The sequence below is a fragment of the Bordetella muralis genome (assembly GCF_054781015.1).
Genome location: NZ_BAAGVF010000010.1, coordinates 151,088 through 170,977 on the forward strand (window position 1 = coordinate 151,088; position 19,890 = coordinate 170,977).

The 19,890-nt window shown below is 63.1% G+C and carries 21 protein-coding genes; 20 read left to right on the top strand and 1 reads right to left on the bottom strand.

The features are described 5' to 3' along the window. The first annotated feature begins 133 nt into the window (after positions 1-133). The 5 genes from ACYVIT_RS25365 to ACYVIT_RS25385 all read left to right on the top strand — a co-directional run bounded on the left by ACYVIT_RS25365 (position 134) and on the right by ACYVIT_RS25385 (position 4,968). Positions 134-970: an IclR family transcriptional regulator gene (locus tag ACYVIT_RS25365; RefSeq protein WP_415805776.1), complete on the top strand. Its 837-nt coding sequence runs from the start codon at positions 134-136 to the stop codon at positions 968-970. A gap of 172 nt (positions 971-1,142) precedes the next feature. Beyond that, the gene (locus ACYVIT_RS25370) at positions 1,143-2,036 is read left to right on the top strand and encodes a TauD/TfdA dioxygenase family protein (protein ID WP_415805777.1); all 894 of its coding nucleotides are present in this window, start codon (positions 1,143-1,145) and stop codon (positions 2,034-2,036) included. Positions 2,037-2,094: 58 nt separating this feature from the next. Then, positions 2,095-3,081, top strand: coding sequence for a Bug family tripartite tricarboxylate transporter substrate binding protein (locus ACYVIT_RS25375; RefSeq protein ID WP_415805778.1), 987 nt, complete (start codon positions 2,095-2,097; stop codon positions 3,079-3,081). 101 nt (positions 3,082-3,182) lie between these two features. Continuing rightward, the gene (locus ACYVIT_RS25380; RefSeq protein WP_415805779.1) at positions 3,183-4,088 is read left to right on the top strand and encodes a 3-hydroxyacyl-CoA dehydrogenase; all 906 of its coding nucleotides are present in this window, start codon (positions 3,183-3,185) and stop codon (positions 4,086-4,088) included. 139 nt (positions 4,089-4,227) lie between these two features. Beyond that, positions 4,228-4,968, top strand: coding sequence for a phosphotransferase (locus ACYVIT_RS25385; RefSeq protein ID WP_415805780.1), 741 nt, complete (start codon positions 4,228-4,230; stop codon positions 4,966-4,968). A 743-nt stretch (positions 4,969-5,711) separates the two neighbouring features. Here ACYVIT_RS25385 and ACYVIT_RS25390 read toward each other — a convergent pair. Beyond that, a complete protein-coding gene (locus tag ACYVIT_RS25390; protein ID WP_019726331.1) occupies positions 5,712-5,867 on the bottom strand; it encodes a hypothetical protein in 156 nt (51 codons plus the stop codon). Positions 5,868-5,896: 29 nt separating this feature from the next. On the opposite strand from ACYVIT_RS25390, the gene ACYVIT_RS25395 reads away from it, so the two are divergent. The 15 genes from ACYVIT_RS25395 to ACYVIT_RS25465 all read left to right on the top strand — a co-directional run bounded on the left by ACYVIT_RS25395 (position 5,897) and on the right by ACYVIT_RS25465 (position 19,889). Then, complete coding sequence (locus ACYVIT_RS25395) at positions 5,897-6,649, top strand: hypothetical protein (protein WP_019726332.1); 753 nt, start codon at positions 5,897-5,899, stop codon at positions 6,647-6,649. A 118-nt stretch (positions 6,650-6,767) separates the two neighbouring features. Continuing rightward, on the top strand, positions 6,768-6,980 hold the full coding sequence (locus ACYVIT_RS25400) for an AlpA family transcriptional regulator (RefSeq protein WP_009459729.1): 213 nt from the start codon (positions 6,768-6,770) through the stop codon (positions 6,978-6,980). Between the two features lie 42 nt (positions 6,981-7,022). After that, positions 7,023-7,898, top strand: a complete 876-nt coding sequence (locus ACYVIT_RS25405) for a ParA family protein (RefSeq protein WP_009459727.1) — start codon at positions 7,023-7,025, stop codon at positions 7,896-7,898. Further along, positions 7,882-8,130, top strand: a complete 249-nt coding sequence (locus tag ACYVIT_RS25410) for a hypothetical protein (protein ID WP_019726333.1) — start codon at positions 7,882-7,884, stop codon at positions 8,128-8,130. Before ACYVIT_RS25405 ends, ACYVIT_RS25410 begins: the two co-directional genes overlap by 17 nt. Further along, positions 8,123-9,772, top strand: coding sequence for a ParB family protein (locus ACYVIT_RS25415; RefSeq protein WP_009459725.1), 1,650 nt, complete (start codon positions 8,123-8,125; stop codon positions 9,770-9,772). The genes ACYVIT_RS25410 and ACYVIT_RS25415 overlap by 8 nt, the downstream gene beginning before the upstream one ends. Before the next feature lie 15 nt (positions 9,773-9,787). Next, positions 9,788-10,348: a DUF2857 domain-containing protein gene (locus tag ACYVIT_RS25420; protein ID WP_009459723.1), complete on the top strand. Its 561-nt coding sequence runs from the start codon at positions 9,788-9,790 to the stop codon at positions 10,346-10,348. Positions 10,349-10,351: 3 nt separating this feature from the next. After that, positions 10,352-11,578 (top strand): STY4528 family pathogenicity island replication protein, encoded by a 1,227-nt coding sequence (locus ACYVIT_RS25425; protein WP_009459721.1) that lies wholly within the window; start codon positions 10,352-10,354, stop codon positions 11,576-11,578. A gap of 318 nt (positions 11,579-11,896) precedes the next feature. Beyond that, positions 11,897-12,676 carry a PFL_4669 family integrating conjugative element protein gene (locus ACYVIT_RS25430; protein ID WP_009459719.1) on the top strand — a complete coding sequence of 260 codons (780 nt, stop codon included), beginning with the start codon at positions 11,897-11,899 and terminating at the stop codon, positions 12,674-12,676. Next, positions 12,673-13,200 carry a DUF3158 family protein gene (locus ACYVIT_RS25435; protein WP_009459718.1) on the top strand — a complete coding sequence of 176 codons (528 nt, stop codon included), beginning with the start codon at positions 12,673-12,675 and terminating at the stop codon, positions 13,198-13,200. Before ACYVIT_RS25430 ends, ACYVIT_RS25435 begins: the two co-directional genes overlap by 4 nt. 72 nt (positions 13,201-13,272) lie before the next feature. Next, complete coding sequence (locus ACYVIT_RS25440) at positions 13,273-13,713, top strand: single-stranded DNA-binding protein (RefSeq protein WP_019726334.1); 441 nt, start codon at positions 13,273-13,275, stop codon at positions 13,711-13,713. Positions 13,714-13,991: 278 nt separating this feature from the next. After that, positions 13,992-16,004 (top strand): DNA topoisomerase III, encoded by a 2,013-nt coding sequence (locus ACYVIT_RS25445; protein ID WP_009459717.1) that lies wholly within the window; start codon positions 13,992-13,994, stop codon positions 16,002-16,004. A 519-nt stretch (positions 16,005-16,523) separates the two neighbouring features. Beyond that, the gene (locus ACYVIT_RS25450; protein ID WP_009459716.1) at positions 16,524-18,131 is read left to right on the top strand and encodes a DNA cytosine methyltransferase; all 1,608 of its coding nucleotides are present in this window, start codon (positions 16,524-16,526) and stop codon (positions 18,129-18,131) included. Between the two features lie 242 nt (positions 18,132-18,373). Beyond that, positions 18,374-18,931 carry a hypothetical protein gene (locus ACYVIT_RS25455; protein ID WP_009459715.1) on the top strand — a complete coding sequence of 186 codons (558 nt, stop codon included), beginning with the start codon at positions 18,374-18,376 and terminating at the stop codon, positions 18,929-18,931. Between the two features lie 331 nt (positions 18,932-19,262). After that, a complete protein-coding gene (locus ACYVIT_RS25460) occupies positions 19,263-19,475 on the top strand; it encodes a hypothetical protein (protein ID WP_003290186.1) in 213 nt (70 codons plus the stop codon). A 21-nt stretch (positions 19,476-19,496) separates the two neighbouring features. After that, positions 19,497-19,889 (top strand): hypothetical protein, encoded by a 393-nt coding sequence (locus ACYVIT_RS25465; protein ID WP_009459709.1) that lies wholly within the window; start codon positions 19,497-19,499, stop codon positions 19,887-19,889. Position 19,890: the final 1 nt, after the last annotated feature.

The window sequence follows — 19,890 nt, forward strand, 5'->3', positions numbered from 1 at the left end:
CCTTCTATGTCCTACCGATACGCCGGCGCACAAGACAAAGGGCCTAAACCGAAGTCTGGCCCTTTTTCAAATTGGGAGAGAGACGAGATCTGCATTAGAACATTAAGTCGTTGTTCCTGAATGGATCCTTGGGATGAAAAAAGCGTATGCTTTCGGCGACCTATGCGCCGCCAAGCTCCATGCCATGCCGGAAAAACCCATCAAAACCTCGCAGCGGGTGTTCGAAATACTCGAGGCCTTCGAGACCGAGCAGCGTCCTATGGCGCTGAAGGATTTCACGCGTGGTTTCGGCTATCCGCCCTCCAGTGCCTCGGCGCTGTTAAAAAGCCTCGTGACGCTGGGCTACCTGGATTATGACCGCTTCTCGCGCACCTACATGCCCACGATGCGTATGGCGTCGTTGGGTACCTGGGTGCAACGCGCGCTATTCGGCCAGAACGAAGAGGTGCTGTGCCTGATGCAGCGATTATCCGAGGCCTACGGGGAAACTGTCACACTGTCCGCGCAAAGCGACTTGTATGTCCAGTATGTTTACCTGATCCCCTCGCGTCTGCCGATCTGGTACGCCGTGCCGATCGGCACGATCAGGCCCATCACGCGTTCAGGCAGCGGCTGGGCCATGCTGGGCGCGCGCAACGATGAAGAGATCGCCGAGCTCGTGCGGCGAGTCAATTTCCATGAGCCGGATCGGGCTCGCAAGACCTCATTGACCGAGCTGATGCTGCATGTCGAAAAGGGCCGGCGCGACGGCTACGTATTCAACAAGCACACGCTGGAGCAAGGCGCAGGAGGGATTTGCATGGTACTGCCCGAACGTCGCTTTGGCCGGCTGTTCGCGTTAGCGGTTTCCGGTCCCGTGCAACGATTGGAAGAAAAAGAAGCCGAGGTCGTTGCGGCCATGCGTGCAGGCATCGCCCAATTGGAAATCGCGAAATCTACGCAGGCAGGCGAGCCGGATTCGACTGCCTGAGGACCGGGGCTTCGGCTCCATCACAACTTGGCGCCGGGATTTTCACATATATGTAAATGCAGCCGGAATGCGGCTTTCCGGCCTGTTTTCCGGGGCTCGATGATAGAGTACCTGCAAGCTTTTCAAAGCGTATTGCAGTGTGCCCTTGTCCCCAATCAGCAGGAGGGTCATCATGCGTATCGAGCGTCTGCATCCGGACTTCGGCGCGGAAATTCACGGTGTGGGTTTGATCGAGGCAACATCCGACGCGGCGGTGTTTGCCCAAGTGTGCGCCGCATTCGAAGAGTATTCCGTACTGGTATGGCGAGACCAGCCCGTCACCGACGATGTACAGGCTACGTTCTCGCGCGGATTTGGGCCGTTGGAGTTGGTCAAGGTCGGTTCGGCGGGCCATGGCACGTTTTATTCGCGGATGAGCAACATCGGCCAAGACGGAAAGATCGTGCCGCCCAGTGACAAGTCGCTGATCATCGCGCGAGCCAACCAACTCTGGCATACCGACAGTTCATTCAAACAGATACCGGCCGTGGCGTCCGTCCTGTCTGCGCGCGTCATTCCCGAGCAGGGCGGCGAGACTGAATTCACCTCGACTCGCGCTGCCTGGGAACGGTTGAGTGCGGCTGAGCAGGCCGCGCTGCGCGACGCCGTGGTGATTCATAGCTATGCCACATCGCGCAACAAAATCGACCGCACCATGATGACACCCGAAGAGCATGCCGCCTTGCCGGCCGTGCGTCGCCGCATGACCTGGCGTAATCCAGTCAATGGCCGCTGTTCGCTGTACTTGGCATCGCATGCGGGCGCCATCGAGGGGATGGGTGACCAAGATGGCGCCGATATGCTGGCTGATCTGATCGAGCGTGCCACTGAGCCAGCCTATACCTACGTGCATAGTTGGCGGCCGAGTGATGTGGTCATGTGGGATAACCGTGCCACCATGCATCGTGGCAGGCCCTGGGGACCTAATCAACTGCGCTCCATCGTGCGCACGACCATCTCGGCCACAGAACAGTCCGGCCTGAACGATGTGCTGCCTGAGCGGTGGGAGCAACGCGCAGCGGCCTGAAGCAGCGCGCGGCGGAGCCGGAAAGGCCCGCACAAAAAATACAAGAGGAGGAGACTTTATGAAAATCAGGTCCTTGATGGCGGCCTGTCTGTTCGGGATGGTGGTCGCAACTCCGTTGACGGCCATGGCCGACGACGCGGGGGACTACCCCAATCGCGCTGTGCGCATCATCGTGCCATATCCCGCTGGCGGTTCCACGGATATCCTGACCCGCCTGCTGGCACAGGGTCTGACCCAGCGTTGGGGCCAGCCGGTAGTGGTAGAAAACCGCGGCGGTGCTTCGGGCATCATTGGCAACGAGGCCGCGGCACGTGCCGAGCCGGATGGCTACACACTGCTGATGAACGGTAGCGGTCCGCATGTCGTGAACATCAGCCTGTTTGACAAGCTGCCATACCATCCCGTCAAGGACTTTGTGCCCATTGTGCTGGGCATGACGATTCCTTTGTTGATGGTGGCACCGGCCGATGCACCCTACAGTGACGTCAAGTCCTTTATCGCCTGGGCCAAGGAAAATCCGAATAAGGCCAACTACTGTTCGATTGGTCCGGGCTCGCCATCGCATTTGGCGGGGGAGCTGTTCAAGTCCATGTCGGGGCTGACTCATCTCACGCACGTTCCATACAAAGGCAGCGGTCCTGCGATCATCGATACCATCGGCGGCACCTGCGACATGATGTTCGATGCTGCGTTGTCGTCCGGGCCGCAAGTAAAAAATGGCAAGATGAAACTGCTGGCCATCGGTACCGCGCAACGAGATCCCTCTTGGCCGGATACGCCGACGGTGGCCGAAAGCGGTCTGCCAGGCTTTAGTGCATACACCTGGAGCGGCCTGATCGCGCCCGCGGGAGTACCGCCAGCGATTGTCAAAAAAATCCAGGATGCTGCCAACGTGGTGTTGCGTAGTCCGGAGGTCAAGGACGCGCTGCAGAAACAAGGCGCACAGGCCGGTGGCGGAACATCTGAAGAGTTGGGGAAATTCGTCGACAGCGAAATCGCCAAATGGGCCAAGGTGATCAAGGACAGCAACATCACCGTGAACTGAGTGCGGCGCGGCGGTTCACTTCGTTGAATATATAGCGAGCTGCTCGGGGCCTTTTGCGATCGAGGCCGTTCGAATAGGCCTGTCATTAAAAAGAGTAGGGAATGAAACTGGCGATCGTTGGATGTGGTGTGGTCGGCTCGTCATGGGCATTGGTATTTGCGCGTGCCGGTCATGAGGTCGCGATTTATGATCGCTCGCTCGAGGCCGCTGAGGCCGCGGTGGCTTTCGTCGCATCTGAGGACGCGTCATATGCGGGGCGATGCCGGATAGCGGCCGATTTAGCAGACGTGTTGGCAGGGGCCGACTATGTCCAGGAAAGCGCGCCCGAGAGACTGCCGATCAAACAGGCCCTCTATCGGGAAATGGACGCGCTGTTGTCCGCTGACACAATTGTCGGCAGTTCGACATCCGGCTTTCCTGCCTCGAGCTTTACCGCGGAGTTGGCCAATGCAGAACGATGCCTGGTGGCGCATCCGATCAATCCGCCTCACCTGATTCCGTTGGTCGAGCTCGTTCCGGCGCCTGCCACGGCAACAACGACGGTGAGTTTCGTCCATGGCTTGATGTGCGAAATTGGCCAGAGCCCGATTCAACTGACTCGGGAAATCAACGGTTTTGTTGTCAACCGTTTGCAAAGCGCTGTGCTCGGTGAGGCCTTTCGTCTGGTGGAGGATGGTGTCTGCACTCCCGCTGAGGTAGATGCCGCGATGGCCGACGGACTGGGCCTGCGTTGGTGTTTCATGGGGCCGTTTGCGACCATAGACCTGAATGCAGCAAATGGCGTCGCACAATATTGCGAGAACCTTGGTCCGATGTATTACGGTCTGGCTAAAGAGCAAGCCGATCCGCGCGAGTGGGGGCCGGCATTGATTGCCGGCATCGAAGCGTGCATGCGCGAGGCCGTGCCCGCGCAGGCTTTAACGGAACGCCGCCGCTGGCGTGATCGTTTTCTGCGGCGTATTGTTGAAGCAAAGCGGGCCATTGGCAGGGAGCTCGGGCGAGGGTGAGCGGCCTTGCTTTACCCGAACGAGGGTGAACGCTTGTGTGTCCTGAGGGCATCCAGGCGATAAATGCATCGGCGAGTCGGCAGGGGCTATCACTGCCGTGATTCAATAACATGAGTCGAGGCAACGATGGTGAGAGCAAATGCGTCATGAACGGGTAGCGGCAGGCGTTCCGGCTGGTGGCATAACTATTCCGAACAAGGTCTTGGACCTTGCAGGGACCGATTCGGTCGAGGTGGTATGGCGTAATGAATTAGGAGGCCTGACTTTTCGTTGTCACGGCGAACGGGGAGCACGCTATATCAAGTGGCAGCCTTCGGTCGGTTTGAGTCCGGCCGAGCGGGCGGATGTGGACCTCGTCATAGAGGCCGAGAAGCTACGCTGGGCGGGCCAGTTCGTTGCGGTTCCCCGCGTCGTTGACTATGGCGAGGTTGATGGCGCCGCCTGGCTCGTTACTGAGGCCATTGACGCGATACCAGCTGTCGACCTGCGGTGGCACGGTAAAGCGGAAGTCGTGGTGCGTGCCATCGCGACAGGGTTACGGCGATTCCATGATGCGCTGCCAGTGCATAGTTGCCCATATCGCGGCACATGGGTCGGGGCAAGCGAGCTGGTGCCGGAGCCCGAGCGCTTGGTAGTCTGCCATGGCGATCCGTGCGTGCCGAACACGCTCCTCAATAGCGGCGGTGGATTTTCCGCGCACGTCGACCTTTCCAGACTGGGTATTGCAGATCGCTGGGCTGACTTGGCTATTGCGACCTATAGCATCAGTTGGGAAGTGAATTTTGGGCGGAGCTACGACGACCTCTTCTTTTCGACCTATGGCGTTGAGCCAGATATGACGCGGATTCAGTTCTACCGGGAGCTCTGGGATAGAGACTGACCAGGGCGGTTAAATGATCCGCATCGGCGGCTCGTGCGATTTCAGCTGTATTTCGGGTGCTATGGAAACGCTGCCGCCAGGGCAGCGAATATTCGAAAGCATGAAAAAAAGCCCAAACCGAAGTTTGGGCTTTTTAGAATCTGGAGCGGGAAACGAGACGTGTACTAGGACAGTAAGTCGTTGTTTCCCAAACACTTTCTTCGTTGGACTGGCCAGCGAAGACCTCAATTGTAGCCTTGTTTTTCGTCCTCGGCAACAAATTCGTCCAAAGAGTTCCACAGACGTCCAAAGAGCTGCACTCAGTACACCAGACCCACGATCGGTACATCGTCGTAGGCGACTGCCTCGAACTCATCATCCACGCCCGGTTGTCTGCCCCGCATCCATCATCGTGAAGACGATCAGGCAGATGGTTCTGGTGATGGCACAGGTCGGATGCTGGGAACGCCTGCACCACAACTCACAAGGACCTTCTGCTCAAGCTCCTTTGAAAGAACGCGCACGCTGGCCACCGCGTTTCCGCACACGATTCTTTGTCGATATATCAGGATGACGGGGCAAGCATGACAGACGCGGGTTTGCTGCGTCCGGCTGGACATTCGACGACGATTGCGGCCCCTTAACGCCTCCTGAGACCGCTGGCATATCAGGTCATACCTAGACGGTTTTGCAGAAACCGTAACTTCTCACGACCCTGATAGCGTGAGCGTCACTGTCGAGCCTACGTCCCGATGCTCGACCTTCTAATCGATGAATTTTTGCACATCGAGCACACGACGACTACCAGTTGCGCGAACTGGTGAGCAGTATTCAAACCACATGACGAAGCGGCCTTCGGTGCCCACTTCCTGCACAGACGACAGGCCGACCATGAGGTCGGTGACAAAGGAGTCGGTCATGTAGTTCTTCTCCTGGAAGGAGACGGAGCATGCACGAGAACAAGAATGATGCACCAACATCAAAGGTGTTCTATCGCCCGATCGAAGCGTCCATCCGCTGGGCCGGGCTGCTGCGATACGAGCAGGTGATCCTGGCTTCGATTTCGTCGCCAAGGCGCCTGCCGCAGTCGTTGGACTGCCCACGTTGCGCCGAGCTGAGACTTTGCACCGAACGTATCTTCGACGGCATCCTCAATGGAGAACTGCCCTTCGGGCAGAACGGCATCACGACGCGCGATTCCACGCTGATCGACTCCCCTGATCTGACGGTGCGCCACGTCGATCTGAAGCGCTGGATGCGCCAACACTATCCCGAGCAACGACCGGGCTTCCTCTTCTCCCGAAGCGAGCGCATCACCCATCCCTTCATCTCGCTGGAAACTGGGCAGGCGATGCTAGTCGAGCGCCTGGCCCTGAAATCCACCTTGGACCAGTACAAACGCCAACTGCATGAGTTGCAGGAAAAGCACGGGGCGCTTCTCAAGCAGATGGCGCCCTCTGCTGGCGCACAGTGCCTGATCAGTGATCGCGCCGAAGCCACCTACCTGAACATTATCGGCAGCATGCTGGACCTGATGCTCGGCCAGTCGCCTTCGGGCGTGCCGTACTCCAGCTTCAAGACGCAGGAGGCGGTGGTCAGTGCATTGGTCGCCCATCACAGCGGCGCCATGGGGATCGCGGAGCGGACGCTAAACGGCAAGTTCGCCACGGCCAGACGCCGGCTGCGTAGCGCGACAGTCTGAGGTTTTCCATCTTGTATGTGCAATCGCGGAGATTGCATTTGCAATGTCTTTTCCCATCCATGTCTATTGAATGGAGGTCACGCCAACAAACGCCACTGAGCGTTCAGGAGTGACCGCCATGTCGCAAACACCTGCACTGCCCGCAAGCGAGCGCCGCATCCTGCGGCTTGATGAAGTCGAAACCAAGTCCGGTTTCAAACGCGCCCACATCTACAACCTGATGCGCAAAGGCTTGTTCCCGAAGGCGCTGCGCCTGGGCGTGCGCGCGGTCGGCTGGGACTCCATCGAGATCGATCAGTGGATCGCCGAGCGCGTCAACAACCGGGCCTGACCCGTTCTCCAGCGGACTTCCCATCCTCACACGGAGAACGCCATGCAGGTCGTATCCATCATTTCAACAAAAGGTGGCGTCGGCAAGACCACCACGGCCGCGAACCTCGGCGGGCTTGCCGCCGACGCGGGGCTGCGTGTGCTACTGCTCGACCTCGACGTGCAGCCCACCTTGTCCTCGTACTACGAGCTAGGTCACCGCGCACCTGGTGGCATCTACGAGTTGCTGGCCTTCAACGAGCGCGACCTCGGGCTGCTTGTGTCCCGCACGATCGTCGCGGGCCTGGACTTGGTGCTCTCCAACGACCACCGAGGCGAGCTGAACACCTTGCTGCTGCACGCGCCGGATGGCCGCCTGCGGTTGCGCCATCTCTTGCCGGTCCTGGCGCCTCTCTATGACCTGGTACTGATCGACACCCAAGGCGCGCGATCGGTGCTGCTGGAGATGGCGGTACTCGCCTCCAACCTCGCGCTGTCGCCCGTGACCCCGGAAATCCTCGCGGCGCGCGAGCTGCGGCGCGGCACCATGCAGTTGCTCGAAGACATTGCGCCCTACCGGCACCTGGGCATCGAGCCTCCACCTCTGCATCTGCTCATCAATCGCGTCCACCCTGTGTCAGCCAATGCACGGCTGATCCAGCAGGCCCTGCGCGATCTTTTCCAGGACCATGCCGGCATCCGCGTGCTGGCCACCGACGTGCCGGCCATCGAGGCGTATCCGCGTGCAGCTACGCGCGGATTGCCAGTGCATCGGGTCGAATACCGCCAGCCGCCGGGCAGAGTCGCCCCCGCCGCGCTCGACACCATGCGCGGCCTCGCAGACGAACTATTTCCGCAATGGCGGCACCGATTTGCCATGGTGTCCGGCCGTCCGCCACACCCTCTTGATGCCGGGAGGTTCCATGGCGAACGCACATGAGCTTGCCCGAGGCCACAAGCGGCTTCGCGCCCTGATCGAGTTCGCGGTTGGCGAAGGTTGGCACGTCAAACGCACGCCTGGCGGCCACCTCAAGTTCACCAAGCCTGGCTGCGCCGCGATCTACACCAGCTCGACGGCCAGTGACCACCGGGCGACCCTGAATGCCCGTGCGCAAATCCGCCGCGCCGAGCGCGAGGCCCGATACCAAGCGCAGGGAGGCGGCCATGGCTGAGATCACCTCCCAGCAGATGGCTGGCAAGCTGCTCGCGGCCGGGTTCGAGCGCAGCGGCCCGTCAGCCTCGACCTTGAGCGACCCGATCGCCGACACACCCATGGTCGTGACCCTAGATCAGTTGCGCCCCTACGACCACGATCCCAGGAAAAAACGCAACCCGGCCTACGAGGAAATCAAGGCGTCCATCCGCGAGCGCGGTCTGGACGCGGCGCCGGCCATCACTCGCCGACCAGGTGAGGACCACTACATCATCCGCAACGGCGGAAATACGCGGCTGGCGATCCTGCGCGAACTATGGTCAGAGACCAAGGACGAGCGGTTTTTCCGTATATCGTGCCTGTTCCGGCCGTGGCCCAGCCGCGGCGAAGTCGTCATGCTGACCGGCCACCTGGCCGAGAATGAATTACGCGGGGGCCTCACGTTCATCGAGCGCGCCCTCGGCGTCGAGAAGGCACGCGAGTTCTACGAGCAAGAAAGCGGCACTACCTTGAGCCAGTCCGAGCTGGCCCGCCGCCTCGCTGCCGATGGCTTCCCGGTACAACAGTCGCACATCAGCCGCATGAACGACGCGGTGCAGTATCTCCTGCCCGCGATCCCCACCGTGCTCTATGGCGGCCTCGGTCGCCATCAGGTCGAACGCCTGTCGGTCATGCGCAAAGCCTGCATGCTCGCGTGGGAGCGCTACGCCAAGGGCCGCTCCCTGGTTCAGGACTTCGACGAATTTTTCCAGGAAGCGCTGTCGCAATTCGACGTCCAGGCCGACGAGTTCTCCGCGCAGCGCGTACAGGACGAGCTGATCGGCCAGATGGCCGAGTTGCTGGGTGTCAATTACGACGTGCTCGCCCTGGACATGACCGAATCCGAAAGCCGGCAGCGCGCCTTGATCAGCGACCCAACGCCGCCCTCGACGCCGCCTGCGTTGCCGGAGCCGGAGTCGGAAACCATCGCGCGCCCAACTGCCAACACCGCGCCACCCACCGCAGGGGCTGCATCGGCAGCGCCGCCTGCAGGCCGACCTGCGCGCGAGAGCGACACGGATACCAGTCAGGCGGGTCCGGCCAGCCCTGCGGCGGGGAGCGATCTGCTTCGGGAGCACATCGTTTCGCCGGCACCGACGACCGAACGGCTCCAGTCCATCCAGCGCATGGTCGCCGATCAGTTGGGCGATGCGCTGCCTCCCGACTTCTCGGCGAGCGTCTTGCAGTCCATCCCCGTGCAGGCTGGCGGGCTCTATCCGATCTCCGATGTCTGGTACATCGATCCCGGCTTGGATACTGCCGAGCGCTTGCGCATCCACATCGCACAGTTCGCCCGCGAAATCGCGAGCGAGGCAGACCTGGACGAGTGCATTGATGACCGTGCAGAGGGTATCGGTTTCGCCTGCCGGGCCCGCACCCAAAGTCCGGCGCCGCTGGGCCGTTCCGTCCTCGCATTGTTGGCGTGCCTGGCCGGTCAGCGGCCCGCCGACGTCGGTCTGCACGACGGGCAAATCGTCATCGACCTGCCGGCATTGCTGCACGGCCAGGGTGATGCGGCCCAGCGATTGAGCGACACCGCGCTGGTCAAGCTGTTCCGGCTGCTGCGGCTGGCCCGGCGCCTGCTCGATCTTGAAGCCGGCGCTGCGGACCTTGGAACGTGAGCGAGGGAGGCCAGCATGTCCGCACCACACCCACTCAACCAGGCCGTCATCGCGCAGGCCCTCTATGACCTGCGCAATGGGCAACTGCGCCGGTGCAAACTGATGGGGTTTGGTGAGGAAGAACTGGACGCCCTCAAGCATCCCGCGCTGATCAGCGTGCTCGCCAACGCCAACGTCTCCTGGTGCTCGGTGACGGTCAACCGCGAAGTGCTCCGGCGACTACTCAAGCAGGCGCAGGACGTGGAGAAGGAAATCGCCACGGTCGATCGCATGCTCAGGCTGGGTGCGAGCACCGAGATGGTCAGTCGGTTCTATGGCCTGACCCACCAAGAGGTGGCGCTTCGCCGCGAAATCCTCGGCCTGCCCAAGCGCAAGGGCCGCCACCCCGTGCTGGACGAGAAACAGGACACGGATCTGTGGCGGCAATGGAAGGCCGTGACCGGCAGCAGGAATGTCGATCTCGAAGACGAAACCTCCATTCTCGACGCCGCCATGGACTTGGCCGAAGGCATGTCGCTGCCTCTGTCGGTGGTCTGGGCCTCGATCAAGAGCTGGGTCGATCAAGGATTGGGTTGAGCCATGGCCGTGGACGACACCGCACCACGCCGTGGCCCCGTCGCACTCGCGGACCTGTTCGACGCCGCCTTGAAAGACCTCGTGCCCAAGCCCAGTGCGCCAGCACCTATGCCTGCGCCGACGCCCGCCACGTCCGGCGATGCCTTCCTCTTCAGCGGCAACCGGCATGAGACCGTGCCGCGGCGACTGTTCCTCGACCGTCGCCTTACGCCGCTGGAGCGCAACGCCTGGCAGGTGTTCCGGCTGATGCTCAACGACGATGGCGTGACAGCCTTCCCGACGTATGAGCAGCTTCGACCCTGGCTGGCATCGATGCCCTGCGCCGGGCAGGCCTCGCATGAAACCGTGGCCCGAGCGTTGACGCTGTTGCGCCTCACCCGATGGTTGAGCCTGGTGCGGCGACGGCGTGACCCCAAGACCGGCCGCATCCTCGGCAACCTCTACGTTCTGCACGATGAACCGCTGACGCCCTTCGAGGCCATGCAGCTCGACGCCGACTACCTGGCACTGGTCAGCCAGTCCCTCGGCCATTCGGCCAAGGCCGTCCAGATGGTCGGCCTGAACACCCTTAAGGAGATCGCGGAAGATCCGCTGCTCTCCGGGCGCACATTGCCGTCGCGGCTGCAGGTTCTGGCAGAACGCCTCGCCAGCCAAGGCATCACGGCCGCCGCAAGTTATCCACAGGAGGACGCCGCCCACGATTCCGAAGAAGGAGTATCGAGCCTTCTTCGGAATGCGGATGACCCATCTTCGGAATCCGAAGCAGGGGCGAAACCCGTGCCAAACGCCTCTCTTCGGAATCCGAAGCAGGCCCGTACAGTACGTAGTAGTCGTATTAATGAAGTACGTACTACCGCGCAGGCGCGCGCGCTGGGCGATCTGCAATGGCCCAAGCGCTTCACGGAACTGAAGGCAGAGCAGCAGACAGGTGCCAGGGTGGCATTGCAGCAGGTTGATGCCGCGCTGAGACAGGCCGTGCTGGACGAATGGGCCACACGATGCAGCAGTCATGGCATACGCAATCCTGCGGGGTATCTGTTCGGCATCATCCAGCGCGCCATCCATGGCGAGTTCAATGCCTGGGCCAAGAAAGACGCGCCATCGGCATCCGTCCCACCAAACGAGCGACCACCACCAGCACCGCCACCTCAGCCGCAGGGTAAGCCAGTGCCGCCAGAAGTCGCCAAGCAGCACATCGAGCGGCTACGCAATCTGCTCGCCAGCAAATGAGTCGGCATGCCAGGCGGTGAAACTAGATGCCCATGGCCGCCAGTAGAGCTATCCCCTGGGGATAGTTCCGCTGCTGGGCACAACGCCAAGCTGTCGCAGGCCTGGGATCGACCATCTGCCGCAGCATCGGCGTTGTCCCCCCTGATCTCGGCGTGCAGCGTTCGTTAGCGCTCCATGGAGCTATCCCCTGGGGATAGCTCGCGCCGCATGCAACCGCCACGCCCTAAACCGGGGCCCGCCGGGATTCGGATTCTTGACTGACTGCCTTCCGCTTCCTGTCGAAGCTGGCCGCTCCTTTTCCAACAACGAGCAGACACCATGGCAACCAATGAACCTCTGCAACTGAATCTCGGCTCCCTGCGCAGTGCGATGTCGCTGACCCTGCACACCCATCACGCTTCCCGCATCTGGCATGGCCGCGCCGCCGCCGAGGGGCGACCGGGCATCGTCGGCCTGAATGGCTATATCGCTCAGATGAACAAGATGCGGCGGGGCTCAGAACAAGACGATCCGTACTCGGACTGGTGGATGCTGCGCATCGAGGACAAGCTCGACCACACCAAGGTCACGCTGCAATCGCTGCGCGAGCAGGTGGACCAGGCGCTGGCGAGTGTGCCGCCGGCGCTCAGCCTGGGCGAAAACCTCAACGTGCAGCCGGTCAAGCTCCCGCTCTTCGTCAACGCGCAGCTCGGCTTTGCCGCGGTCTATCTCCTGGCCGACTACGACGACATCGCCCGCAAGCTGATCCTCGCCCATCACACCGCGCTCATTGACCGCAGCACCTTGGAACGCTGGCTCAACGAGGGCGCACATTCATTGCGCAGCCTGTTCTCGCTGGCCCAGCAGTATCGCTATTCGGGCTGCACACGCGATGACTTCGCGTCGAAGAATGCCGCAGCGCGGGCAGCGCTGGAGAAGTATGGCGAACTGCCGCAGGACGTGCTGGAAGGCACGCGCCGGTCGAAGTTTGCGCCGCCCATCGTGCGCCGTGGCCTGAAGCAGCGCGGCGACGGTCCTGCCGAAGCATCACTGCTCGGCGATGAAACCACCACCGCAGAGTCGCCCGAAGCCGCAGCCGGCGAGGACGAGCCGGCATGAGCGATCCGAACCCACCGACCCGCTACTTCCGAGGCCTGCAACAGGGTGCCTTCATGCGGCTGGAACACGCGGCCTATCTAAAAGGCCTTTTAAAGCCTTTTAAGGGTAAAGGGGACTTCGAGGCCTGGGCCAGCCAGTGCTTCGCCATGCGCGACGAGTTGATTGCCCTGGCACAGCGACAGGTACTGGAGCAGGCATGCGGGCACCCCTTCCACCTGCTGCCCATCGAACTGGCCCAACAGACCACTGGCGCAGGAACCGTCTTCTTGCGCTGGCGCAGACACGACAGGTCGGCCATGGGCGTGGCGCTGTGGCGGGAGCTGGTCGCCAGCAGCAGCACACCCGTCAACCTGCTGGCCGACCTGCACGCGATCGAGCTGCAGCGCATCACGTTGAACATGCAGATCAGCCTGCTGCACACCTTGGGCAGGCAGGCGCAGGAATGCGCCAGCAAGGCGGCCGAGGCGGACGACGCCTACCTGCGCCGGCTCACGCCCATTCCCGCCGCAATGCGCGATCGGTGATTGCGCCGGGCACCCAGCACGCTCCCGGCGCCGACGAGGCACGGGTATTTCAACCACCACGGAGATCACATCATGAGCACGCATTTTTCCGGCGAAGGCAACATCGGTTCGCCACCGGAGTACCGCGAATTCCCCAACGGCAACGACGAACCCAGTCGCCTGCTACGCCTGAACGTCTATTTCGACAACCCTGTGCCGAAGAAGGATGGCACGTTCGAGGACCGGGGCGGCTTCTGGGCGCCGGTGGAAATCTGGCACCGCGACGCCGAGCACTGGAAGGACCTGTACCAGAAAGGCATGCGCGTGCTGGTCGTCGGCCGCATGGAGCGCGAACCCTGGACGGATAACGAGGATCAGCCGCGCGAGACCTGGCAGATCAACGCGCGCAGCGTCGGCATCCTGCCGTACCGCATCGAATCCGTGACCCTCAGCCCGAAGCCGCAAGAGGCAGAGCCCAAGCCCCAGGCCGCGCAGGAACCGGCTGCGCCGAAAGAATCCAAGCGCAGGAAGTGAACCGGCATGGAGGGCGGTCGCACGTCTTCGCCGCCCTCCATGCGCTCGCGAGCTATCCCCAGGGGATAGCTCCACCAACGTCCACCGACTTTCACGCGCTCCCTCATATCGCGGCTCCCGGTCCGCACACCTGCGGCCACGCGCCACCCCCGCACAAGCCATTCCATCCCGTGAAAGCGGTCACCGCCGCATGCGGCTTGTTTGCTGCTGCCCCAGGTGGCGCTCGGCATCCTCGATTCCAGCAACTCCATGAACAACGGGAATCGGGATGGACGGACATGCGGCTGTTCTTGTGCGAGAAGCCCTCCCAGGGCAAAGACATTGGCCGGATTCTCGGTGCCACGCAGCGCGCTGAAGGCTGCCTCAACGGTTCCGGCGTCACCGTCACCTGGTGCATCGGCCATCTCGTAGAAGCCGCAGCGCCCGAAGCCTACGACGAGCAGTTGAAGCGCTGGTCCATCGAGCAGTTGCCCATCATTCCTCAGCACTGGCGGGTCGAGGTCAAACCGAAGACCGCCACGCAGTTCAAGGTCGTCAAGGCGCTTCTGGCTAAGGCGACCCAGCTTGTCATCGCCACAGATGCCGACCGCGAGGGCGAGTTGATCGCCCGCGAGATCATCGACCTGTGCGGCTACCGCGGCCCCATCGAACGGCTGTGGTTGTCGGCGCTCAACGATGCTTCCATCCGCGCGGCACTCGGCAAGCTCCGGCCATCGGCCGAGACGTTGCCGATGTACTACTCGGCGCTGGCACGCTCTCGGGCGGACTGGCTCGTCGGCATGAACCTCAGCCGCTTGTTCACGGTGCTGGGACGACAGGCTGGCTACGACGGCGTGCTGTCGGTCGGCCGCGTCCAGACCCCCACGCTCAAACTGGTCGTGGACCGCGACCGCGAGATCGCCGCCTTCGTGTCCGTGCCGTACTGGGCCATCGACGTGTCCCTGTCCGCTGGTGGCCAGGCTTTCACCGCGCAGTGGGTTCCCCCGAACACATGCACCGACGACGCCGGCCGCTGCCTGCAGCAGCCCATCGCGCAGCACGCCGCGCAGCAGATCCGCGCCGCGGACAGCGCCCAGGTGGTGGCGGTCGAAACCGAGCGCGTGCGGGAAGGCCCGCCGCTGCCGTTCGACCTGGGGACCTTGCAGGAGGTGTGTTCCAGGCAGCTTGGGCTCGATGTGCAGGAGACCTTAGACATTGCTCAGGCCCTATACGAGACGCACAAGGCCACGACGTACCCGCGCTCCGATTCGGGCTACCTGCCCGAAAGCATGTTCGCCGAGGTGCCAACGGTCCTCGACAGCCTGGTCAAGACCGATCCCTTGCTGCGACCGATCATGGACCAGCTCGACCGCACTCAACGCTCACGCGCCTGGAACGACGCGAAGGTGTCTGCTCACCACGGCATCATCCCGACGCTCGAACCGGCGAACCTCTCGACCATGAGTGAGAAAGAACTGGCAGTGTATCGGCTGATCCGGGCGCATTACCTGGCGCAATTCCTTCCTCACCACGAGTTCGACCGCACTGTGGCGAACCTCTCCTGCGGCCAGCAGACGCTGGCGGCCACCGGCAAGCAGGTCGTCGTCAAGGGTTGGCACCTGGTGCTGGCCGAACCGCAATCCGAGGAGGATGGCGACCCTGCGGCGCGCAGCCAGGTACTGCCCGCGCTGCGCGAGGGCCTGGCATGTCAGGTGGCCGACGTCGATCTGAAGGCGCTCAAGACGCTGCCCCCTCGACCCTATACGCAGGGCGAGTTGGTCAAGTCCATGAAGGGCGTCGCCAAACTGGTCTCGGACCCGCGCCTGAAACAGAAGCTCAAGGATACGGTCGGCATCGGCACCGAAGCGACGCGGGCCAACATCATCAGTGGCCTGCTGACGCGGGGCTACCTCGTGAAGAAGGGCCGCGCCATCCGTGCCTCGGATGCGGCCTTCACCCTGATCGACGCGGTGCCCACAGCGATTGCCGACCCAGGGACAACCGCCGTCTGGGAACAGGCGCTGGACATGATCGAAGCTGGACAGCTCACGCTGGACGTATTCATCGGCAAGCAGGCTGCATGGATCTCACAGTTGATCGCGCAGTACGGCAGCACGTCCCTGTCCATCAAGGTTCCCCACGGACCGCCTTGCCCACAGTGCGGCGCACCGACGCGCCAGCGCACCGGCAAGAGCGGCCCATTCTGGTCGTGCAGTCGCTACCCCGACTGCAAAGGCACGCTGCCGGTCGAATCCGGCACGTCCAGGCGTGGTGCCTCGCGCCCGCGCCGCAGCGGCCGCAAAGGCTCCTGACCGACCCCGTTCCCCGTGAGCCGTGCCCGCCATCGGCGGCGCGGCCTGTGTTCCGCACGCCCTGCGGGACGCCCAGCGCGCAACGCCTTCTTGTCCGTGTGCGCGTCCCGCCTGGCCGTCCCCGGCCGCGGGACCTGAAGGTAGCTTCTCCGCGAACCGCCTCCTGCGCGTTCTGCTGATCTGCATTTCTCCCGCCTCTGCGAAGGGTCCCCCGGTGGCTTGCCAAGCTGCGCGAGCCACCCGGAGACCCTTCGTGGTCAGCGGTATTCGGTGCCGGTGCCCGCCGGCGCAAAAACGGGCTCCCTTTGTGCGCGGATGTGCGCCAGACGATGCCGGCGCGAACCACGACATGCGCCGGGTGTGATTGCTGATGAGCAGACGGTTCTAGCGACGACCGGGCCTGCACCAGCCCACGGGTGGTTCTGTCCTCCCGAGCCGAAGGCCGCAGGGCCTTCGGCGCCTTTCTCCTGCCTATCAACGTCCCGGCCCGCCCCGGGCCACACGAACAGGAGACCCGACATGAACCCGCAACCTTGCACCCTTCGCGGTGCGCCCCAGGCCGCGCCACTGCTGTACGGCAGCGTGTGCAGCGGCATCGAGGCCGTGAGCCTCGCATGGCAACCCCTCGGCCTCAAAGCCGCGTGGTTCGCCGAGATCGAGCCGTTCCCGAGCGCCGTGCTCGCCCACCGTTACCCCCATGTGCCCAACCTGGGCGACATGACCGCGATCGCCCGTCAGGTGCGCGCCGGCATCGTGCCGGCGCCCGACATCCTGGTCGGCGGCACGCCGTGCCAGTCGTTCAGCGTTGCCGGCGCGCGCCAGGGGCTGAACGACCCGCGCGGCGCCTTGACCCTTGCCTATGTGGAGCTTGCAAATGCCATCGACCAAACCCGCCACCAAGACCGCCGCCCGCCGGCAACGCTCGTCTGGGAAAACGTCCCCGGCGTCCTCAACGACCGCAGCAATGCCTTCGGGCATTTCCTGGGAGCACTGGCCGGAGAAAGCCGTGCGCTCCAGCCGCCAGGGGAAAAATGGGCGCACGCTGGTTGTGTGTCTGGACCCCGCCGCCGCATCGCCTGGCGCGTGCTCGACGCTCAATATTTCGGTGTCGCCCAACGCCGCAAGCGCGTGTTTCTTGTGGCATGTGGTGGTGATGACCTCGATCCCTCCGAAGTACTTTTTGAGCGCACAGGCCTGCGCGGGGATTCTTCTGCGGGCCGCGCGCCGTGGCAAGAAGCTGCCCGCGCTGCTGGATCGGGTGCTGCTGCAGCAGGCGGATACGCAGGATTCGCTGGACTGAACCAGCCCTACGGCAAGGTCACGACGACGTTCGGATTCAGCGGCGGCATCGGCCCCGTCGATGTTGCGGCATGCCTGATGGCCGCGGGTCCCAAGCACGACATCCGCACCGAGACGTTCATGGTGCAGTCCATCGCCGGCAGCATCGCCCACACCCTCGACACCGCCAACAACGGCAAGGGCAGCAGCGAGGACGGTACGGGAAAGGGCGTGCCGATCATCGCCTTCACCGCCCAGGGCAGCGGCGCGGACGCCACGATCGACCTGACGCCGACGCTGCGTGCCGGCGGGCATCGCAACAGCCATGCGAACGCAGGCGTCGTACCCGCCATCGCCTTCGCGCAGAACAACCGCGGCGAAGTGCGCTTCGAGTCGGGGCATGGACAGGTGTCTTGCACCGTCCTGTCCAACGGCAAGCCGGGCTACGGTGTGCCGATGGTGGCCTGCGTTGCCCTGCGGGGACGGACGCAGGGTCTTGCCGCCGAACTGGGCGGAAGCGTTGCAGCGGCGTTGCGTACCAGCGGCGGCGGCGCAGACAAGCCCCATGTCCTGGCCCCCGACTTCGAGGCACATTTCCGCTACGACTGGAATGAATCCGGTGCAGCGGACTGGTCGCAATGGCGGGTGCGGCGGCTGATGCCCATGGAGTGCGAGCGGCTGCAGGGCATGCCCGACGACTACACGCTGATCCCGTATCGCGGCAAGCCTGCCGCAGACGCTCCGCGCTACAAGGCGATTGGCAACTCCATGGCCGTCCCGTGCATGGCTTGGCTGGGCAACCGGCTGGTGCAGTGCCTGCACAAGACGGACTTGACCGATTCGGATTGATCGACGACGCAGCCTGCCGGCCGCGCCATTCTCTCCCTGCATTGCCGATGTATCGGCAGCAGCCCGCAGCCAGGGTGTCAAGGCTGCCGTGGGTTCCGCCCACGCCACCCACCAGTTCGCTTCGGCATCTCACCGGCGAACGCTGCCCACCGGGGCATCGATGCCTCCTTTCTCCAACCCACGGGATGGTCGCCACGTCCCGTTAGGGGCATGTCGCCACCCGGTCGATTTCAGGATCTCCCATGGAAACCATCACCAAGCAAGACCGCATCACGCTGAAGAACCTCAAGGTGGCCGACTTCGCCAGCGAGGAAACGCTGTGCTTCACCGCGACCATCGTGTTCGACGGCATTCCCATCGCCGAGGCCCGCAACGACGGCCACGGCGGCTCGACGTTCCTCCACGCACTCAACGGCAAGGCGGCGCTGCTGGCGCAGGCCGAAGCCTTCGCCAAGGGCCTGCCGCCTGCGCCGCTCGACCTGGGCCACGAGGGTGAAGACCCTCATTACATCGCCATGACGCTCGACTTCCTGGTCGATGAGCTGGCCGATGCCATGCACGCGGAACGCAAGGTGCGAGCCGCGTTCAACCGCGACATCGGCAACAAGGTGCTGTTCATCAAGGACCGCAAACTGCTGTTCATCAAGGGCATCAAGCTCAAGGCCATCGCCGACCGCAAGTCGTACTTCGCTTCGCTGCGCGCCCGGCAGGCCCAGCCCATCGTCATCCTCGCCGAGCTGCCGCCCGAGCAGGCATTCGACCTGTGGAAGCAGCATGTCCTGGGCGACAAGCCCGACTGACCCAGCACCACCGCACCCTCCTGACAGCCCCGCACTCGACGCGGGGCTTTTCTTTTCTCTGAGCCCATCAATCGGGGCTGTGCCGGATGCGGTTTTCCAACTGACGCAGCACGGCCCTCGCAAGAAGCTGCCCGCATGTTCGCTGATTCGTCAGCACATGCCAGCAGCCAGGGTTCCAGGCTGCCGCGGGTCTCTCCCGCGTCACCCACCAGTCCGCATCGCATCAATTCTGCGGATGAGCGTCCCCGTGACGCTGATGCTTTTTATCAACCGCGTGCGGGAGCTGCCATCCCGTGAGGGACAAGGCCCCGCTTTTCCAAGGAGCCCGTCCATGTCCCAGCAAGCCTCTTTCGGCCAGTTGGCCCTGACCTACTGCGGCAAGTTCCTGCCGCTCGAAGTCTTGCAAAGCGCCGCCGGCCACTACATCGGCACGCGCGATACCGAAGGTCCCGTTTCGCGGGAATCCCGCGAGTACTTCCGCAGCTATGCCGCGGCTCAACGCGCCCTCGAAAGAGGCGGCTGGTCCCAGCTCGCCATTCCCTGATCCAACTGGAGAAATCACATCATGAACCAGCTACTGCCGCGGGAAGTCGTCGATCAGATCATGCGGGAAGAGCAGCATTTCGCTGCCGCGCCCCAAGCCTTCTTCGAGGCCTGGAAGCGCGGTGTCGAGATTGCTGGTCCCGAGTGGTTCGGCGACGGCACCCGTGAAGGCCTGAACCGGGCCAACACCAAGTGGGATTTGCGTCCCGACATGCTGCGGCTCAACGATGCCCTCGGCGTCCTGAGCAGCGGCGAACGCATGTTCCTGTCCGCCATGGTCAGCTTCTACAACGCGCGCGAGGGCGGTGCCATGCTCAAGCGCTGCCACTTCCACGGGCTGTCGGACTTCGACGGTCTCGATCTGGAACGCCGCAAGGTCATCGCCGACCTGCTGGTGAACTACAGCGGTTGGTGAG